The following is a 17,925-nucleotide window of genomic DNA, read 5'->3' as shown; positions in this document are numbered from 1 at the left end:
CTGAGCGCGTGCTCCTAGTTAGTCGTCTCGACCGGGAAACCTTCGGCCTGCATTTTCTTCAACACATCCTGCCAGCGTGACAGGCGTTTGGTATCACCGACCTTCTTGTTGCCCTTGGCGCCCGGCAGGTACAACCCCTCAGCATTGAAAGAGTAGACCGGCAGCAAATCGGTTCGCTGCGACGCCGGCTGGATCGGATCGATAAGGCTGTCGAGCACCAGCGGCATGGCATCGGGGGTGGCATAGTAAGTCAGGACCATGTGCGCGCGATTCTGGCGCAACGCTTTGACATAGGTGATGCGCAGCTTGTCACTGGAAACCCCGAGGTGGCGCAGGCTGAAATACTTGGCGATCGCGTAGTCTTCGCAGTCGCCGGCGCCTTTCCATAAGGCTTCGATCGGTGTTTCCCAATAGTCGACCTCGTGCCACAGATCGATGTCCTCGACGTAGCGCACCTGTTTGTTGAAGAACAGGTTCACCACTTTGAGCTTTTCCATTTCGCTGACCTGTTTCTGCGTAGCCAACAGATTCTGCCAGGCATCGATGCGCTGCTGCCCGGAACCCAGCGGTCCGTAGAGCGCCGTGGCTTTGCGGCTGATCGTGGAAAAATCCCAATCGGCATGCAGACCGCCCAGCATGACGCCGGCCAGCAGCAGTGCGCAGCCTAGCCAGCGCAGTGTCCGGGGGATCGCGAAACATACCGCCACAGCAGGTTTCCAGAGGGCAGGAAGGAAAGCGTTTGATGGTGAAGCTTAGCCCGGCAAAAAACAATGGCACCATGAGATCATCCACGACACGCTAAACTTCATTTGCCAGCGCAATGTTTTACAAGGTTTGACAACCTGTAGAGCAATCACTAGTGTCATTTGGATCCAAATCAGGCCGACATACAGGGTGCGTAGTCGTGACACAGAAGCCCAAACCGCTGCACAGCATTAAAGTCGACGGACCGATTCCTGCGCATCTGGCCCGTTCGGTGATCGAAGAAACCCTGCGCTCGGCAATCCTCGATGGGCGTCTGCCCTGCGGCACGGCGCTGCGTCAGCAGGATCTGGCCGATTTGTTCGGCGTCAGCCGCATGCCGGTACGCGAAGCCTTGCGCCAGCTCGAAGCCCAGGAATTGCTGAGCGTTACCGCGCACAAAGGTGCGGTGGTCGCGCCATTGATTCAAGGCGATGCCACCGAAACCTACGAGCTGCGCATCCTGCTCGAGTCCGAAGCCATGCGCCAGTCGATTCCGTTGCTGACCGCTGCCGATCACGCGCGCGCCGCCGGTTACATCGAAGAGCTGGAGGCGCAACACGACTACACGGAAATCGGCCGGCTCAACCGTTTGTTCCACATGGCCCTGTACAGCAAGGCGCCCAACCAACGTTTACTGCGACTGGTCGAAGACGGGCTTAACGAAGAGGAGCGTTTTCTGCGCTTCAACCTTGAGGCCATGGGCTTGGGCAAATTGTCCCAGGACGATCACCGGGCGATGCTGCAAGCCGTGCAGGAGCGCGACATTGAACTGTCGATCAAACTCCTTGAGCAGCACCTTAATCGGGGCGTCGAGGTGATTACCCGCTATCTCGCTACCCCCGCCGCACAAAGCCGCAAAGCCGCGCGCTGAGCGCGCACCCTCCGCGAATCACTCTCTTACAAATCCCCAAGCGATCTGCCAGCCCTCGGGTGGGCGGATCCGCCTGCCCGCTTTAACCTCCCTGCGCCGTTCAGCCCGAAATTTGCACCTCGCGGTTGATGAATCGGTAATAGCCGTGGCGCGCATTTACCCGCACTCTTGAACGGCCAACCCCATAAAGAACGGGCGACGCGCCGCACCGACGACGCAGTCCCCGCACCAGGAACCTACGGAAGGAGCCTTGCCACGGGAAAAAGGAAGTCATGGCGCGGGGTCACGGCCAACTTCCGCCCCTTTTAAATCATTCAATTCTTATTACTGGAAAGTTGCTTCGAGTGAGGCATTCACTCTTGTCGATCAATTTTGGCCGTTATTCGCCGAAAGGAGCAACTACGCCCAAATAAAACTTTACTAATAAGTTTTATCGGAACAACTCAACTCTAAAAAACAGCAAACTTAAAATAATTAAAAATGTACTTGTTAAATACTTTGCCGGTGTATTAGTTTTTCCTCGCCACGCTTGAACATTGTTCTTCGCTATGGCAGCCGCCCAACGCCAGCGGCAAGCAGGCGGCGCCTTACGGGCAGACATGAAGCCATGTCACAAGTATATCGATCCGCACTTACCTATCAGGAAGAAAGGCTGTCGTCCGCCGACAGAAAACAAGTAAGTCGTCGTTCCATTGATTGCGCAGTTGCAGAGCAGTTCCATTTACTATCAACGATAAAGGACATCATGATGCCCAATAAGAACCAACTCGCCCTGAAGAAAGCTGAACTTAGCATTCATCCGATCTTTTCCGAGATCACTTCGTTGTCGGTCTTGCGTCGTTTCATGGAAACCCACGTGTTTGCCGTCTGGGATTTCATGTCGCTGACCAAACGCCTGCAGCAGGAACTGACCTGCACGCGTTTGCCTTGGCTACCGCCGCGCGATCCCCACGCCGCCCGGTTGATCAACGAGATCGTTCTCGGCGAAGAATCGGATGATCGCCTGACGGATGGTCATTACAGCCATTTCGAGTTGTACCTGGATGCGATGCGAGAAATCGGCGCGAGTACCACAGCGGTGGAGCGCTTTGTTGCCCTGCAACAGGAAGGCGTGAGCTATGACGTCGCGCTGCAAAGCGTCGAGGTTGATCCGGCCGCCGCGCAGTTTGTCCGCGACACCCTGCGTACCGCCCTGCATGCACCGGGACACAGCGTGGCGGCGGCGTTTCTGCATGGTCGCGAGAGCGTGATCCCGACCATGTTCCAACGCATTCTTGACGACTGGGGCATCGGTATCGAGCAGGCGCCAACCTTCCGCTATTACCTGGAGCGGCACATTGAGGTCGACTCCGAAGACCACGGCCCGGCGGCGGAACACCTGCTCGAGCGCCTGGTCGACGGCGATCCGCAGCGCCAGGCCGAGGTCTACGCCAGCGCCATTGCCGCTGTGGAAAGCCGCATCGCCCTGTGGGACGGCCTGCGCCTGAGCATGCGCGAACCGTTGGCGGAGGTGGCCCAATGAACGCCGCCGACTATCAATCCTTTGCCGACACCTGGGAGAACCGCGCCACCATCCGCACCCGCCCGCGACGCGTACTCGAAGACGACGAACGGCTGATCTATCCGCTCAGCCGCCAGCCGCTGGTGCTCAGCGAAACCTTCCTGCGCGAGTGTCCGCAGCAGCGTGATTTCGCCTTGGTGCAGACGTTGTACAAGTTCATCAACGACGTGGTGATTTTCGAGACCGAGATCGTCGACAAGACCGCACGCAGCATCGCCAAGAATCGCTTCGCCGTGGCCTTCCCGTTTGCCTGTCGTTACGACGCGATGACCGTGGTGGTCGACGAGGATTACCACGCCTTGGTGGCGATGGATTTCATGCAGCAAACGGTAGCGATGACCGGCATCGAACCTATTCAGTTACCCGATCAGATCGAACTGAGCCGGGCCATTCCCGCCGCCGTCGCGCTGGCACCGGAACACCTGCGCAGCGCAGTGGAATTGATCTGCGTGGCCATCGCCGAAAACACCGTGACCGGTGATGTCGCGGCGTTCGCTCGGGACGATACGGTCAAGCCGTCGATCAAGGGCCTGATGGCCGATCACTTGCTCGACGAAGGTCGCCATTCGAGTTTCTGGGCGCGAATGGTGCGCATCTATTGGCACACCGCCAGCGCAGCAGATCGCGAAACCATCGCGCAGATTCTGCCGGTGTTCATCGGCCATTACCTGACCAACGACATCCAGAAATCCTTCGACCTGCGCCTGATCGACGCGCTGCCGGTCAGCGAGGCCACACGGCGCTCGCTCCGGGATGAAATGGCCGGGCTGGCGTTCCCGATCAATCGCCACCATCCGCTGGTGGGCAACATCGTCAAGTTCTTCCACAACAGCTCGCTGCTCGACACGCCGTGCGTGCAGCACGCGCTGCGCGACTACCTGGTTTGATGAGGAGGCCGACATGAAACGTCTCGACATTTTGCTGATTGGCGCCAGCCAGGCCATGACCGACCTGGCGCAGGAACTGGAACAACACGGTCACTCCTTGCAGCGCAGCGCTGCCAGTGCATCGACGGTGGATATGATCATCGACGATGGCTTTATCGGCGCCGGCGATTTCTGCTCGATCCCGCACCTGCATCTGCGTTTGGGCGTCGGTGTGCACCGCACGGCCGGTTTGCCGACACTCGATTTGCTGTGCTTCCTTGGCTCGTCACTGATCAGCCGCGTGCCGATTGGCGATGAGCCGTCCGGCAACGGGCAGGCGCTGCGGCGACGGGCGCTGACGCTGGTGGTCGATGAAGTAGCGTTGCTGGTCAGCCGCTTCTCTCGTGATGCTGACTATCTGCAGCAGGCCGCGACAGTGACTGCGACGGATTTCGAGCGAATGGAAAACCTGCTGTTTCTCGACAGCCTGGCTTACGTCCATCGGCGCAACGACACGGATAATCCCGCGCTGCTGGAACAGGCGCAGTTCCCGGTGATCGAGCGCCTGCAACAGAGCCTGATCTGTCATGCCGAACGACCGGCGCTGCACCTCGCCGAACAGTCGATCAGCTATGGGCAACTGCACGCCCACAGTCGCGCGATCCAACAGCGCTTGCTGCCCTTGCTCGAGCAACATCCGCAACCGTGGGTGGTCGGTATCTGCCTGCCGAAGAGCCCGGCATTGTTCGCTTCGATTCTGGCGATCCTCGGCAGCGGCGCGGTGTACCTGCCGCTGGAGCCGAGCCATCCGTTGCAGCGCCAGCAATACATTCTGCAAAACGCCGGCGCGTTGTTGTTGCTGCACGATGGCGAGCATCCGCTTGGCGAAACCATGGCGGGGCTGGACGTCAGTCACATCGACGGCATAGACGCGGATCTCAGCCAGCCGTTGATGCGCAGCCGCCCAGACCTTGATGCACCGTGCATGGCGCTCTACACCTCGGGCACCACCGGACATCCGAAGGGTGTATTGCTCAGTCAGGCCAACCTCGCGCACTTCACCGCTTGGTACGCCGATTACGTGCAGTTGCGGGCAGAAAGTCGAGTTTTGCAGTTCTCATCATTGAGCTTCGATTCGTCGCTGATCGACATCTTTCCGACCCTGCTCGAAGGTGCCGAACTGGTGGTGCCCGACGACACGCAACGGCGCGATCCGCTGCAACTGGTCGCACTGATCCGCCGTCGGCAACTGACCCACGCATTCCTGCCGCCCGCGCTGTTGAGCATTCTGCCGCTGGAGCAACTGGAAGGCGTGCAAGTGATGACCGGCGGCGATGTCTGCGAGCCGTTCGTCATCGAGCAGCTGACCCGTCAGGGCACGTTGCACAACCTTTACGGCCCGACCGAAGCTACCGTGCTGATCACTGCGCGTCAGCTCAAACCCGGCGACAGCAACCGCAGCCTCGGCGCGCCGATCGCCAACAGCCAAGTGCTGATTCTCGATGACGATTTGCAACCGGTGCCAGAGCACACCGTCGGTGAATTGTTCATCGTCGGCCCCGGTGTTTGCCTCGGTTATCTGAACAACCCACAGCAGACCGCCGAGCGCTATCTGACCTTGAATCTGCCGGACGGCCAAACGTTGCGCGCCTACCGCAGCGGTGACATGGCCAGGTGGGGCGAGGACGGTATCGAGCTGTGTGGACGGCGCGACAATCAGGTGAAGATCCGCGGTTTCCGGGTCGAACCGGAAGAGATCGAACGCTGCCTGCGCGAGAGCCAGTTGTACCGGCAAGTGGCGGTGGTGATCGACAGTCAGCGACGGATTCTGGCGTTCCTCGCCCAGCCACAATCGGACACCGCGCGCGAAACACTGAAGGCCCACGCCCGGCAGTTTTTGCCCGACTACATGCAACCCGTGGCGTGGACTGAATTGTCGAGCATGCCGTTCGCCAGCAACGGCAAGGTCGACCGCAAAGCGCTGGTGGAACTGCCGGTGAGCGTGCAGGACAGCGGCCCGAAACGCCTGCCGACGAATCCCGACGAAGCGCTGCTGCTGGAAATTTGGGCAGAGTTGCTGGAGCTGCCGAACAGCGATATTTCCACCGACGAAAGCTTCTTCAACCTCGGTGGCCACTCGATCCTGCTGTCACGGATGTTGCTGCGGCTGCGTGAGGAGTTCGGCCGCAGCATCTCGATCAACCGCTTCATCGAACTGCCGACCATCATCAAACTCGCGACGCTGGTGCGTGGCACCGATGACAGCGCCGTACTCAGCGCTCAGGCCATGACCGACGCCGAGCGTGCACTGGAAATCGAACCGCTGCCGATCAGCCGCATGGGCGATGTGCATAAAGTCATCGTCACCGGCGCCAACAGTTTTGTCGGCGTGCACATCGTCGAGGCGCTGCTCGGTTGGGGTGCCAGCGAAGTGGCCTGTCTGGTGCGCGACGGCGGCGGGAAAACAGCAGCGCAACGATTTGCCGAGTCTCTGCGGGAAAACCGCGTGGAGCATCTGGATCTGAGCAGGGTGCGGGTTTACGCGGCCGACATTACGCGCCCACAACTGGGCCTGAACGACGAAGATTATCAACGTCTGGATCGTGAGTTCGGCGCGTTGGTGCACAACGCCGCCAACGTCAATCACGTGCTCGATTACGAGTCGCTGGCGGCGGACAACGTCGAGCCGATTTTCGCGCTGCTGCGCCTGTGCGAAGGGCAGAGTAAAAAGGTCTTCAATTTTGTCTCGACGCTATCGGCTTCAAGCACGGTCGACGACGCCGGCCAGGTGCTGGAATTGCCCGCGGCACTGACGCCACCGATCTACATTCGCAACGGTTACAACCTGTCGAAATGGGTCGGCGAGCGCATCCTCGAACGAGCGCGGGAACGCGGTGTGCTAGTCAATCTGTATCGCCCCGGCAACATCAGTTTCAACAGCTTGAGCGGTGTTTGTCAGCCGCACAAAAACCGTTTGATGCTGATGCTCAAAGGCTCGATCCAGCTCGGCCAGGTGCCGGCTTTCGCACTGAATTTCGACCTGATGCCGGTGGACTTTCTCGCCCGTTTCATTGCCTTCCACGCCAGTCGTTATTCGCCGGAACGTGCGGTGTTCAACCTGCATAACCCCGAGCCATTGAGCTGGGACGCCTACGTCGCGTCGTTCCGCGAAACCGGCAGCGAGTTCGCGTTGGTCAGCGTCGCTGACTGGCAGCAGCAACTCGGGCGTGTCGATGCCGACAACGCGCTGTTCGGCGTGCTCGGTTTCTACCTCAACGGCTTTGAAGAAGACATCGGCGACATCTCCCTGATCGGCCACGCCAACGCCGAGGCCGGCGTGCAGCAAATGGGCGCGCATTACCCGCAGAAATCCCCGGCGCTGCTGCGTCGCGGCTGCGACTACCTGAAAGAAATCAACTTCATCTGATCCATCAAAAAGGAGCAACACCATGAGCAATTTGCAACCGGACACCCTGATCAAAAATCCGCATGGCTGCCACGTTGTATCTTGGGTAGAAGTGCCGGCGGGCGCTACGCAAGTCTGGGCGGTGGTCGGCAATTTCGGCGGTTTCGAGCGTTTCATCCCGGCGCTGTCGCACATCGAGATGACCGGTGAGGGCGTGTCCTCGCTGCGCAAGAAATGCTTCAAGGATGGCAACGTGGTGGTCGAACAACTCAACTCCCGCGATGAGCAGGCCCGAAGCATGACCTGGACGACGATTTACAACACGTTGGGGGTGGCGAATCTGTGGGCGGCGATGAATGTGGAGTCGCTGGGCGCAGGTAAATCCCGGGCGACGTGGACGATCATTGCCGAGCCGGCTTCGGGGGGTGAAGAGGCGCTGCCGGGGTTCAAGGATTTTGTGCAGGGGTTTGCGGATGATGCGATGGGGAATGTGCTGAAGCTGTTTGTTTAAGGCTTCGGCTTTGCGGTGATTGCACCACCGCTTTCGCGAGCAAGCTCGCTCCCACAGGGTATTGGGTGTTCACACATGTTGTGTTCAACCAAAAATCCTGTGGGAGCGAGCTTGCTCGCGAAGAACGATAACGCGGTCTGCAATCTGAAAAATCAGATCTTGAAGCTGTCGACCAGTTGCTTCAGGCGATTGGCCTGCTGCGACAACGCATCACAATCCTTCAACGTTTCATTGAGGTTGGCCACGCTCTGCTGGTTCAACAGGTTGATCTGGTTAACGTCGACGTTGAGGGTTTCCACCACGGCGGTCTGCTCTTCGGTCGCCGCTGCTACCGACTGGTTCATACCGTCGATTTCACCAATGCGCTGAGTCACGCTGACCAAGCGCAAACCGGCCTGATTGGCCACTTCCACGCTTTGCTCGCTGGAGGCCTGGCTAGCGTTCATGGTGGTCACCGCTTCGCGCGAACCGATCTGCAGCGAGGTGATCATCTTGTGGATCTCTTCCGCCGATTCCTGGGTGCGATGGGCGAGGTTACGCACCTCATCCGCCACCACCGCAAAACCACGTCCGGCTTCACCGGCACGCGCCGCTTCGATTGCGGCGTTAAGTGCCAGCAGGTTGGTTTGCTGCGAAATACCTTTGATCACATCGAGGATGTGGCCGATGTTGTCGGTGCTGGCGTTCAGGGTTTCGATCTGCGTGCACGACAGGCTGATCTTCTGCGACAACTCGGTCATCGCCTGAATCGTCTGCTCGACCACTTGACGACCGTCATCGGCCTGCTCGCTGGCGCCGCTGGCGTGCTGCGAAGCATCGGCAGCATTGCGCGCGATTTCCTGAGTGGCCGCGCCCAGTTCGTTGATCGCCGCAGCCACGCTGTTGGTGCGCGCACTTTGCTCGTCGGAGCCGATGATCGAGGCGTTGGACGACGCCATCACCCGTTGCGACAAGTCATGCACATGACGGGTTGCCGAGGACACTTCGGAAATCGACGCGTGGATCCGTTCAACGAACTGGTTGAAGGCGCTGCCCAGTTCACCGAACTCGTCTTTGCTCTCGACCACCAGGCGACGGGTCAGGTCGCCTTCACCCTGAGCGATGTCCTGCATCGCGCGGCCCATGGTGGTCAGCGGACGCATCAACACGTTGATCAACAGGCTCAGCAGCAGCGCAATGGCGGCCACGGCGACAAACATCGCGATCAACGCCGAGGTACGGAATTGGCTGAGTGCGGCGTAGGCCTTGTCGCGATCGATCGACAGACCGATGTACCACTGCGCGTTCGGCAGGTCGCTGACCGGAGTGAACGACAGAATACGTTCCTGACCGTTGAGCACGACGTTCTGGTTGCCCTTCTCGATGCGCACGCTGGTGTTCGGGTAGATGTCTTTCAGGTTTTTCATGACCTGATCTTTATCCGGGCTGACGATCACCTGACCGTCGGCACTGACCAGGAACGCATGGCCAAGGCCACCGAAGTCCACCGAGTTGATGATCTTCACCAGAGTTTCCAGGCTCAGGTCACCACCGACCACACCGAGCAGTTCGCCGTTCTTTTTCACCGGCATGGCAATGGTCACCACCAGCCCGCCGACAGCAGCCATATACGGCGGCGTCAGCATGGTTTTGTCAGCTACCACGGCTTGCTTGTACCAAGGGCGCTGACGCGGGTCGTAGCCGTCAGGCATCTTCGCGTCAGGGCGTTGGGTGAACACACCGTTGGCCTGACCGACGTAGGTGAACTGGAAGTTCGAAGTGAACGCTGGTTGATCGACCAGACCCGGGAAGTCCGCGTCCTTACCCTGATGGGCAACGTTCTGCGCGAGGTTTTCCAGCACCAGAATCCGCCCGCTCATCCAGTTCTGTACGCTGCTGGCGGTCAGATCACCGGCCTGCTGCACAGAAGACTGAAGGTTCTGGCGAATGGTGTTTCGCTGCAGGTAGTCGTTGTAGAGGGTGAACAGCGCGAACGCCAGGACCACGACGCCCGAGGCGGCCAACAGGATTTTATGGCTGAACTTGAGATTCATTTCATGGGACTTCTTATGCGAAAAGTGGGGATGCGTTCCGGATGCAACATTCCATGTACAGCGCAGGCAGCGTTCTTCTGGCCGCTCTACTTTGGTGCACGCATGTCTCACCAGTCTGTCGGCACGTATCGGAGAAATCTTAGGGCTGAGTGGGAAATGGATGGCATTTCTGGCGGATTCCCGCCGAACGGCGTGCCAGAGCGTTCTCCACGATGTTTTTCAGGGCTGATGTTCGGGTGGCAGTTGCAAATTTGGTAACCCTTGATGACAATGCGAGTAATTATCATTTGTGACGTTCGCGTTCATGTCCTCACCTGAGTTTGCAGTACAGGCGCTTTACAGTAGTCATCACGGCTGGCTTAACGCTTGGCTGCGCGCACGGCTGGGCAATGCGGCGGATGCCGCAGATCTGGCTCAGGACACCTTTGTCCGTCTGCTGCAGCGCACCGAACGCCTCGAACTCAAGGCGCCGCGTGCCTTCCTGCGGACCATCGCTCGTGGGTTGGTGATCGACCATTGGCGCCGCGAAGAAATCGAACGCGCTTATCTGGAAACCATCGCTCATTTACCCGAAGCCGAAACGCCAAGCGCCGAAGCCCGGGCGCTGGTGATCGAGCTTCTGGAAAGCATCGCGCGCATGCTTGAAGGACTGAAGCCGAAAGTGCGTCAGGCGTTTCTGCTGGCGCAGTGCGAAGGTTTGACCCACAAGCAGATTGCCGAGCAGATGGGACTGTCGTTGCGTTCGGTGGAACGTTATGTCGCCGATGCGCTGTATCACTGTTATGTGCTGCGGTACGAAAGCTGATGCCTGTGGATAACGCCGCACTCGGTCGCCGCGCCGAGCCTCAGCAACAAGTGGTCAAACAAGCCATTCATTGGCTGCTGCGCCTGCGCAATAACCATGGCAATTCGCGGTTGAATCGCCAGTGCGAACAGTGGCGTGCCGAACACCATGAGCATGAACTGGCCTGGCAACGGGTGCAGTCGCTGCAAGCCGAACTGAGCAACAATCTACGCGCGGTGCCCGGCGCGCACGTGGCATTCAATACACTGGAAAACAGTGCGCAGGGTTTGGGCCGGCGACAGGCGTTGAAGCTATTGTCTGGCGCATTGCTGATGGGCTCCGCTGCATGGCTGGCCAAGGACACTGCCGCTTGGCAGCAATGGAACGCCGATTACGCTACGGCAACTGGCGAGCGGCGCGGCTTCCAGTTGCCGGATGGCACGCGGATCGAACTCAACACCGCCAGTGCGGTGGATCTCGATTACACCGCGCAGCAGCGGCTAATCAAACTGACCCGCGGCGAGATCATCGTCACCTGTGGCGGCTCCGACGAGGGCGCGCCGTCTGATCGGCCGCTGCGGGTACAAAATCGTCACGGGACTTATGAGCCCCTCGATGCCCGATTCATCCTGCGTCAGGACAATGACTGCACGCGGCTCAGCGTCACCCATGGCCAGGTTGCCATCCACTCCGGCGGCACCTCGGTAGAAGCACTCGCCGGGCAGAGTTATCTGATCGACCATCACCAGGTCCGCCCGGCCCCGACGCTGGACATGGACGCTGGCGCTTGGGTCGATGGCTTGATCGTCACGCGCAATATGCGTCTGGGTGATTTCCTCAGCGAAGTCAGCCGTTATCGTCAGGGCTTTCTGAATTGCGCGCCGGAAGTGGCGGACCTGCGCCTGTCCGGCGTATTCCGTCTGGAAGACACCGACAAGCTATTGGCGATTCTGCCGCAGACGTTGCCGGTGCAATTGCGCTATCGCACGCGTTGGTGGGTGACGCTGGAGCGCGTCGCTTGAAATTATTCTGGCGGGTTTTCGCAGCGGGTCCGGCTTAGTCAGTAAGCACTTCAACTCAAGCGTTTGCGACTTCCTACGGAAACCTACAATGACTGTCCGCGCCACCTGTAAGAACTCTCCGAATTCCATTGCCGAATCTGGCCTGTTGCGCCACGCCGTTCGCGCTGCGCTATTTTCGACGGCACTGGGCGTTGGTGTGATGCCTGCTTTGAGCATGGCGGTGACTCCCGCTGGCAGTGAACTCAGCCACCGCTACAACGTGGCTGCGGGCCCTCTCGGCGAGGCGCTGAATCAGTTTGCCCGTCAGGCCGGCATCACGTTGTCGATGACCCCGCAGCAGACTCAAGGCCGGCAATCACCGGGCGTACAGGGTGAATATTCGACCGATCAGGCGTTGAGCCATTTGCTCGGTGGCTCCGGTATGGAATCGGTTAGTCAGGACGGCAGCAGTTACATCCTGCGCCCGCTCGCTGAGAGCGAAGCGCTGGCCTTGCCGACCACCGACATCAAAGGTTTTGCCCTCGGTAATGCGTTGGGCAGCATGGACGGTTATAACGCCACCCACAGCCAGATCGCCACCAAAACCAGTACGGCGCTACTGGAAACCTCGCAAAGCGTGTCGGTGGTCACTCGCGAGCAGATGGACGACCAGGGCTCGCAGACCGTTTCGCAGGCAATGCGCTACACCCCGGGCGTGCTGACCAACCCCTATGGCGCCACCCATCGTTACGACTATGTGGCCATGCGCGGTTTCAACGATGGCTCGGTGGACAACATCTATCTCGACGGCCTCAAGTCGATGGGCGACAGCGGTACTTACAGCACCATGCAAGTCGACCCATATTTCCTTGAGCGCGTGGACATTCTCAAGGGACCCTCGTCGGTGCTGTATGGCCGCAGTTCGCCGGGCGGCCTGGTGGCACTGACCAGCAAGAAACCGCTGTACGAGGCTTACCATCAAGTACAAGCCACGGTTGGCACCCAGGGTCAGCGTGGAGTCGGTTTTGATTTCAGCGGCCCGGTCGATGACGACAAGCGTATTGCCTATCGGCTGACCGGGTTAACGGATCAGTCCGACACGCAATTCGACCACAACAAGGAAAAACGCTTCGCCCTCGCACCGACCCTCAGCATCGATTTCAATGAAGACACCTCGCTGACGCTACAGGCTTATCTGCAACACGATCCGGATGGCGGCTACCACGGCGGTGTACCGGCCGACGGCACCATTCATCAGCGCAATGGCAACCGTATCTCGCCGCATTTCTTCGAAGGCGAGCCGGGCATCGATGGTTATTCGCGTGATCAGCAATCGTTCGGTTATCAGTTTGAACATCGCTTCAACGATGTTTTCACCGCAAGGCAGAATTTCCGCTACCTCGACTCCAAAGTGAACATGGATCAGGTCTACGCCTATGGCTGGACCTCTCCGACCAGCAATGAGCTGAACCGCTACTACACCGGCGGTGATGAGCGTCTGCATGCGTTTATCGTCGATAACATGCTTCAGGCCGAATTTTTCACCGGCGCAACCAAACATACGGTGCTGATGGGCGCGGATTATCAGCGGCGTAAAACCGTGGTCGACTGGACCAGTGGCGGTCTTGCACCGATCAATGCGTTCAATCCGGTGTACGGCAACTCAGCCATAGATATGTATGGCAAGACCAGTTACCTGCGGCGCTTGGAACAGACCGGGGTTTACCTGCAAGATTTGATCGAGATGGACAAGTGGCGCTTCTCGCTGGGCTTGCGTCAGGACTGGGTCGAGACTTCGGACGAAAACCGTATCGCTGAAGCCGGACGTCCGGTTGGCACAGAGATCAATGATCGCCGCACCAAGCTCACTGGCCGTGCCGGTGCGTTGTACCTGTTTGATAACGGCTTGGCGCCGTACATCAGTTACTCCGAGTCGTTTAACCCGAACTCCTATGCTGACAGCGCTGGTAATCCGCTGGCACCTACCGACGGCACACAGTGGGAAGTCGGTTTGAAGTATCAGCCGCCAGGTACTGACAACCTGTTCACCGCGTCGCTGTTCCGCATCGATCAGGAGAACCTGGCGACCAAACTGCCGCAGGAAAACTTCTATCGCGCGGTCGGTGCTGTGCGTTCCCAAGGTCTGGAACTGGAAGCGCACATGCAGTTGACCGATAACCTCAAAGTCCTCGGCAGTTATACCTTCACCGATATCGAATATTCGAAATCGATGGTCAGCACGTTGAGCACACCGACCAATGTGATCGAGAACAAGGGCAACTCACCAACGCAGGCGCCACGTCATATGGCGTCGTTGTGGGCGGACTACAAGTTCGACAGCGCGGCACTCGATGGCCTGCGACTGGGCGGCGGCGTGCGTTATGTCGGCTACAGCTGGGCCGATGCGGAAAACACCCTGAAGGTACCTTCCTACACATTATTCGATGCCTCGATTGGTTATGACTTGAGCAAGGTCGGCTTGAAGGGCGTCGATGTGCGTCTGAACGCGAACAACCTGACCAACGAGTCCTACGTTGCTTCCTGCGCGAGCCTGAACTTCTGCTACATGGGCGAAGAGCGCAACGTGGCGGCAACGGTCAGCTACCAGTTCTAAGCCTTTTGTCCTGTGCATAAAAAAGCCAGCCCCTGACGGTTCAGCGGCTGGCTTTGTCGTTTCTGAGGGGAAATTCTCATGCGTGCTTTTTTGGTCTTGTTGCACCGCTATATCGGCCTGGCGACGGCAGTTTTTTTGCTGATGGCAGGGATTACCGGGAGCATTCTGGCGTTCAATCATGAACTGGATGAATGGTTGAACCCGGAGTTTTACTCTGCCTATGCGCAGGGTTCTCGAATGTCGCCGGGCGAATTGGTTGATGCGGTGCAATCAGCGCATCCAAAGCTGCAGGTCTGGTACATGGAGTATCCGCATGAGGCGGGGCATACGGCATTGCTGGCGATGGTTCCGCGTAATGATCCGGCAACCGGGAAGCCGTTCGATGAACGTAATCAGGTGTTCTATCTGGACCCGGTGAGTGCGGAGCAAAAGGGCCAGCGGTATTGGGGTGAGTGTTGTTTTCAGCGAGAAAATTTTATCCCGTTCATTCTTGAGTTTCACTACAACCTGACGTTGCCAGGAAACTGGGGATTGTTATTGATGGGGTTGGTTGCCGTTGCCTGGGTGATTGATTGTTTCGTTGCGCTTTGGCTGACGTTGCCGCGTGGCAAGCCGTTCTGGAAGAAGTGGTCGACCGCGTGGAAGATCAAGGGTGGGCATGCCTACCGGCTCAACTTCGACCTGCATCGCGCCGGGGGATTGTGGCTATGGTTGTTGCTACTGCCGATTGCCGTGAGCAGTGTGGCGATGAACTTACCGAGCCAAGTATTCAAACCTGCGGTTTCATTGTTTTCACCGATAGAACCCAGCGTCTATGAGGCCCGAGGGCGATTGCCTCCTTCACAGTTGGGGGTGACGCAATTGAGTTATCAACAAGCGTACGAGAGGGCGTTACAGGAAGGGAAACGGTTAGGACTGACAGCGGCGATCGGCGAGTTGTATTACAGCTTTGAGCACAACTTCTACGGCGCAGGATTCGGGCAGCACGACACTGAAGCACATGGCAAATCCTGGTTGTTCTTTCATGGTACGGATGGGCGCTTGTTAGGGCAGGAGATCGCAGGACAGGGGACGTTAGGGGAACAGTTTTACCGGTTGCAGTTACCGATACACGGAGGACGGATCATTGGGGTTACAGGGCAAGTAATGATCGCGGTGTTGGGTGTTTTGATTGCGGGGTTGTCAGGTACTGGCGTCTACATCTGGTGGCGCAAATGGCAGGCTCGACGTATCAGCAAGGCACGCAAAGCACTTTGATGATTGGTTTTACATGCCCTGAAATAACAAAACCCCTGTCTGCGTTAGCAGACAGGGGTTTCGGAATTCAATCTTGACGATGACCTACTCTCACATGGGGAAACCCCACACTACCATCGGCGATGCATCGTTTCACTGCTGAGTTCGGGATGGGATCAGGTGGTTCCAACGCTCTATGGTCGTCAAGAAATTCTGTATCTGGCCTGTCAACACGGTAACAAGCCAGCAAAAACGGATACTTCTACTAAAACAAAACCCCAACTGCTTTCGCAATTGGGGTTTCGGAATTTAATCTTGACGATGACCTACTCTCACATGGGGAAACCCCACACTACCATCGGCGATGCATCGTTTCACTGCTGAGTTCGGGATGGGATCAGGTGGTTCCAACGCTCTATGGTCGTCAAGAAATTCGGGTACTGAGTCGTGGCCAGTTGGCCTCGCTTCAGCAAATTGGGTATGTGACAGCTTTCGGTGTTTTGTGCTGCTTTTTCAAGTGCAGTCGAACTTTCGGTTCGTTTCGTCTTCACACACCGCAATCTGGTCTCTTCGACGCAAATTGCTTGGGTGTTATATGGTCAAGCCTCACGGGCAATTAGTATTGGTTAGCTCAACGCCTCACAGCGCTTACACACCCAACCTATCAACGTCGTAGTCTTCGACGGCCCTTCAGGGAACTCAAGGTTCCAGTGAGATCTCATCTTGAGGCAAGTTTCCCGCTTAGATGCTTTCAGCGGTTATCTTTCCCGAACATAGCTACCCGGCAATGCCACTGGCGTGACAACCGGAACACCAGAGGTTCGTCCACTCCGGTCCTCTCGTACTAGGAGCAGCCCCTCTCAAATCTCAAACGTCCACGGCAGATAGGGACCGAACTGTCTCACGACGTTCTAAACCCAGCTCGCGTACCACTTTAAATGGCGAACAGCCATACCCTTGGGACCGGCTTCAGCCCCAGGATGTGATGAGCCGACATCGAGGTGCCAAACACCGCCGTCGATATGAACTCTTGGGCGGTATCAGCCTGTTATCCCCGGAGTACCTTTTATCCGTTGAGCGATGGCCCTTCCATACAGAACCACCGGATCACTAAGACCTACTTTCGTACCTGCTCGACGTGTCTGTCTCGCAGTCAAGCGCGCTTTTGCCTTTATACTCTACGACCGATTTCCGACCGGTCTGAGCGCACCTTCGTACTCCTCCGTTACTCTTTAGGAGGAGACCGCCCCAGTCAAACTACCCACCATACACTGTCCTCGATCCGGATAACGGACCTGAGTTAGAACCTCAAAGTTGCCAGGGTGGTATTTCAAGGATGGCTCCACGCGAACTGGCGTCCACGCTTCAAAGCCTCCCACCTATCCTACACAAGCAAATTCAAAGTCCAGTGCAAAGCTATAGTAAAGGTTCACGGGGTCTTTCCGTCTAGCCGCGGATACACTGCATCTTCACAGCGATTTCAATTTCACTGAGTCTCGGGTGGAGACAGCGCCGCCATCGTTACGCCATTCGTGCAGGTCGGAACTTACCCGACAAGGAATTTCGCTACCTTAGGACCGTTATAGTTACGGCCGCCGTTTACCGGGGCTTCGATCAAGAGCTTCGCGTTAGCTAACCCCATCAATTAACCTTCCGGCACCGGGCAGGCGTCACACCCTATACGTCCACTTTCGTGTTTGCAGAGTGCTGTGTTTTTAATAAACAGTCGCAGCGGCCTGGTATCTTCGACCGGCATGAGCTTACGGAGCAAGTCCTTCACCCTCACCGGCGCACCTTCTCCCGAAGTTACGGTGCCATTTTGCCTAGTTCCTTCACCCGAGTTCTCTCAAGCGCCTTGGTATTCTCTACCCAACCACCTGTGTCGGTTTGGGGTACGGTTCCTGGTTACCTGAAGCTTAGAAGCTTTTCTTGGAAGCATGGCATCAACCACTTCGTCACCCAAAGGGTAACTCGTCATCAGCTCTCGGCCTTAAGATCCCGGATTTACCTAAGATCTCAGCCTACCACCTTAAACTTGGACAACCAACGCCAAGCTGGCCTAGCCTTCTCCGTCCCTCCATCGCAATAACCAGAAGTACAGGAATATTAACCTGTTTTCCATCGACTACGCTTTTCAGCCTCGCCTTAGGGACCGACTAACCCTGCGTCGATTAACGTTGCGCAGGAAACCTTGGTCTTTCGGCGTGGGTGTTTTTCACACCCATTGTCGTTACTCATGTCAGCATTCGCACTTCTGATACCTCCAGCAAGCTTCTCAACTCACCTTCACAGGCTTAC

The 17,925-nt window shown here is 57.7% G+C and carries 11 protein-coding genes and 3 rRNA genes (1 of these 14 cut by a window edge); 9 read left to right on the top strand and 5 right to left on the bottom strand.

Translation table 11 applies throughout. The annotated features are described in order from the left end of the window. Nucleotides 1-14: 14 nt before the first annotated feature. Nucleotides 15-707, bottom strand: coding sequence for a cysteine protease LapG (gene lapG, locus RMV17_RS00470; protein ID WP_311884756.1), 693 nt, complete (start codon nt 705-707; stop codon nt 15-17). A gap of 197 nt (nt 708-904) precedes the next feature. On the opposite strand from lapG, the gene RMV17_RS00465 reads away from it, so the two are divergent. The 5 genes from RMV17_RS00465 (at nt 905) to RMV17_RS00445 (ending at nt 7,959) form a co-directional block, all read left to right on the top strand. Then, complete coding sequence (locus tag RMV17_RS00465) at nt 905-1,615, top strand: GntR family transcriptional regulator (protein ID WP_034151789.1); 711 nt, start codon at nt 905-907, stop codon at nt 1,613-1,615. 748 nt (nt 1,616-2,363) lie between these two features. Next, complete coding sequence (locus tag RMV17_RS00460) at nt 2,364-3,137, top strand: DUF3050 domain-containing protein (protein WP_409373110.1); 774 nt, start codon at nt 2,364-2,366, stop codon at nt 3,135-3,137. Further along, the gene (locus RMV17_RS00455; RefSeq protein ID WP_311884753.1) at nt 3,134-4,063 is read left to right on the top strand and encodes a diiron oxygenase; all 930 of its coding nucleotides are present in this window, start codon (nt 3,134-3,136) and stop codon (nt 4,061-4,063) included. The genes RMV17_RS00460 and RMV17_RS00455 overlap by 4 nt, the downstream gene beginning before the upstream one ends. Before the next feature lie 13 nt (nt 4,064-4,076). Next, nucleotides 4,077-7,469, top strand: a complete 3,393-nt coding sequence (locus RMV17_RS00450; RefSeq protein ID WP_311884751.1) for an amino acid adenylation domain-containing protein — start codon at nt 4,077-4,079, stop codon at nt 7,467-7,469. A 22-nt stretch (nt 7,470-7,491) separates the two neighbouring features. Then, entirely contained in the window at nt 7,492-7,959 is a 468-nt protein-coding gene (locus RMV17_RS00445; protein ID WP_311884749.1) for an SRPBCC family protein, read from the top strand. Between the two features lie 152 nt (nt 7,960-8,111). Here the strand turns inward: RMV17_RS00445 and RMV17_RS00440 are convergent, their stop codons facing one another. Next, nucleotides 8,112-9,992, bottom strand: a complete 1,881-nt coding sequence (locus RMV17_RS00440) for a methyl-accepting chemotaxis protein (protein ID WP_034151784.1) — start codon at nt 9,990-9,992, stop codon at nt 8,112-8,114. A 304-nt stretch (nt 9,993-10,296) separates the two neighbouring features. Between RMV17_RS00440 and RMV17_RS00435 the strand changes: the two genes are divergently transcribed. The 4 genes from RMV17_RS00435 (at nt 10,297) to RMV17_RS00420 (ending at nt 15,648) form a co-directional block, all read left to right on the top strand. Continuing rightward, nucleotides 10,297-10,797 (top strand): sigma-70 family RNA polymerase sigma factor, encoded by a 501-nt coding sequence (locus tag RMV17_RS00435; RefSeq protein ID WP_026000801.1) that lies wholly within the window; start codon nt 10,297-10,299, stop codon nt 10,795-10,797. Further along, a complete protein-coding gene (locus RMV17_RS00430; RefSeq protein ID WP_311884744.1) occupies nt 10,797-11,798 on the top strand; it encodes a FecR family protein in 1,002 nt (333 codons plus the stop codon). Before RMV17_RS00435 ends, RMV17_RS00430 begins: the two co-directional genes overlap by 1 nt. Before the next feature lie 88 nt (nt 11,799-11,886). Continuing rightward, nucleotides 11,887-14,391, top strand: a complete 2,505-nt coding sequence (locus RMV17_RS00425; RefSeq protein ID WP_311884742.1) for a TonB-dependent siderophore receptor — start codon at nt 11,887-11,889, stop codon at nt 14,389-14,391. Nucleotides 14,392-14,469: 78 nt separating this feature from the next. After that, nucleotides 14,470-15,648 carry a PepSY domain-containing protein gene (locus RMV17_RS00420; protein ID WP_311884741.1) on the top strand — a complete coding sequence of 393 codons (1,179 nt, stop codon included), beginning with the start codon at nt 14,470-14,472 and terminating at the stop codon, nt 15,646-15,648. A gap of 71 nt (nt 15,649-15,719) precedes the next feature. Here the strand turns inward: RMV17_RS00420 and rrf (RMV17_RS00415) are convergent. The 3 genes from rrf (RMV17_RS00415) to RMV17_RS00405 form a co-directional block, all read right to left on the bottom strand. Next, nucleotides 15,720-15,835 (bottom strand): 5S ribosomal RNA (gene rrf, locus RMV17_RS00415). A 105-nt stretch (nt 15,836-15,940) separates the two neighbouring features. Continuing rightward, a 5S ribosomal RNA gene (gene rrf, locus RMV17_RS00410) occupies nt 15,941-16,056 on the bottom strand. Between the two features lie 166 nt (nt 16,057-16,222). Further along, nucleotides 16,223-17,925 (bottom strand): 23S ribosomal RNA (locus RMV17_RS00405) (it continues 1,191 nt past the right edge of the window).

Source organism: Pseudomonas sp. VD-NE ins (assembly GCF_031882575.1).
Taxonomy (GTDB): Bacteria; Pseudomonadota; Gammaproteobacteria; order Pseudomonadales; family Pseudomonadaceae; genus Aquipseudomonas; species Aquipseudomonas fluorescens_BZ.
The sequence above is the reverse complement of the archived record's forward strand: the minus strand, read 5'-3'. Positions and strand labels throughout refer to the sequence as shown.

Bases quoted from the DNA above. Each gene is read 5' to 3' on its own strand.
- RMV17_RS00455 (WP_311884753.1), top strand. From the start codon at position 3,134: ATGAACGCCGCCGACTATCAATCCTTTGCCGACACCTGGGAGAACCGC.
- RMV17_RS00445 (WP_311884749.1), top strand. From the start codon at position 7,492: ATGAGCAATTTGCAACCGGACACCCTGATCAAAAATCCGCATGGCTGC.
- RMV17_RS00435 (WP_026000801.1), top strand. From the start codon at position 10,297: ATGTCCTCACCTGAGTTTGCAGTACAGGCGCTTTACAGTAGTCATCAC.
- RMV17_RS00440 (WP_034151784.1), bottom strand. From the start codon at position 9,992: ATGAATCTCAAGTTCAGCCATAAAATCCTGTTGGCCGCCTCGGGCGTC.
- RMV17_RS00420 (WP_311884741.1), top strand. From the start codon at position 14,470: ATGCGTGCTTTTTTGGTCTTGTTGCACCGCTATATCGGCCTGGCGACG.
- RMV17_RS00460 (WP_409373110.1), top strand. From the start codon at position 2,364: ATGCCCAATAAGAACCAACTCGCCCTGAAGAAAGCTGAACTTAGCATT.
- RMV17_RS00425 (WP_311884742.1), top strand. From the start codon at position 11,887: ATGACTGTCCGCGCCACCTGTAAGAACTCTCCGAATTCCATTGCCGAA.
- RMV17_RS00430 (WP_311884744.1), top strand. From the start codon at position 10,797: ATGCCTGTGGATAACGCCGCACTCGGTCGCCGCGCCGAGCCTCAGCAA.
- RMV17_RS00450 (WP_311884751.1), top strand. From the start codon at position 4,077: ATGAAACGTCTCGACATTTTGCTGATTGGCGCCAGCCAGGCCATGACC.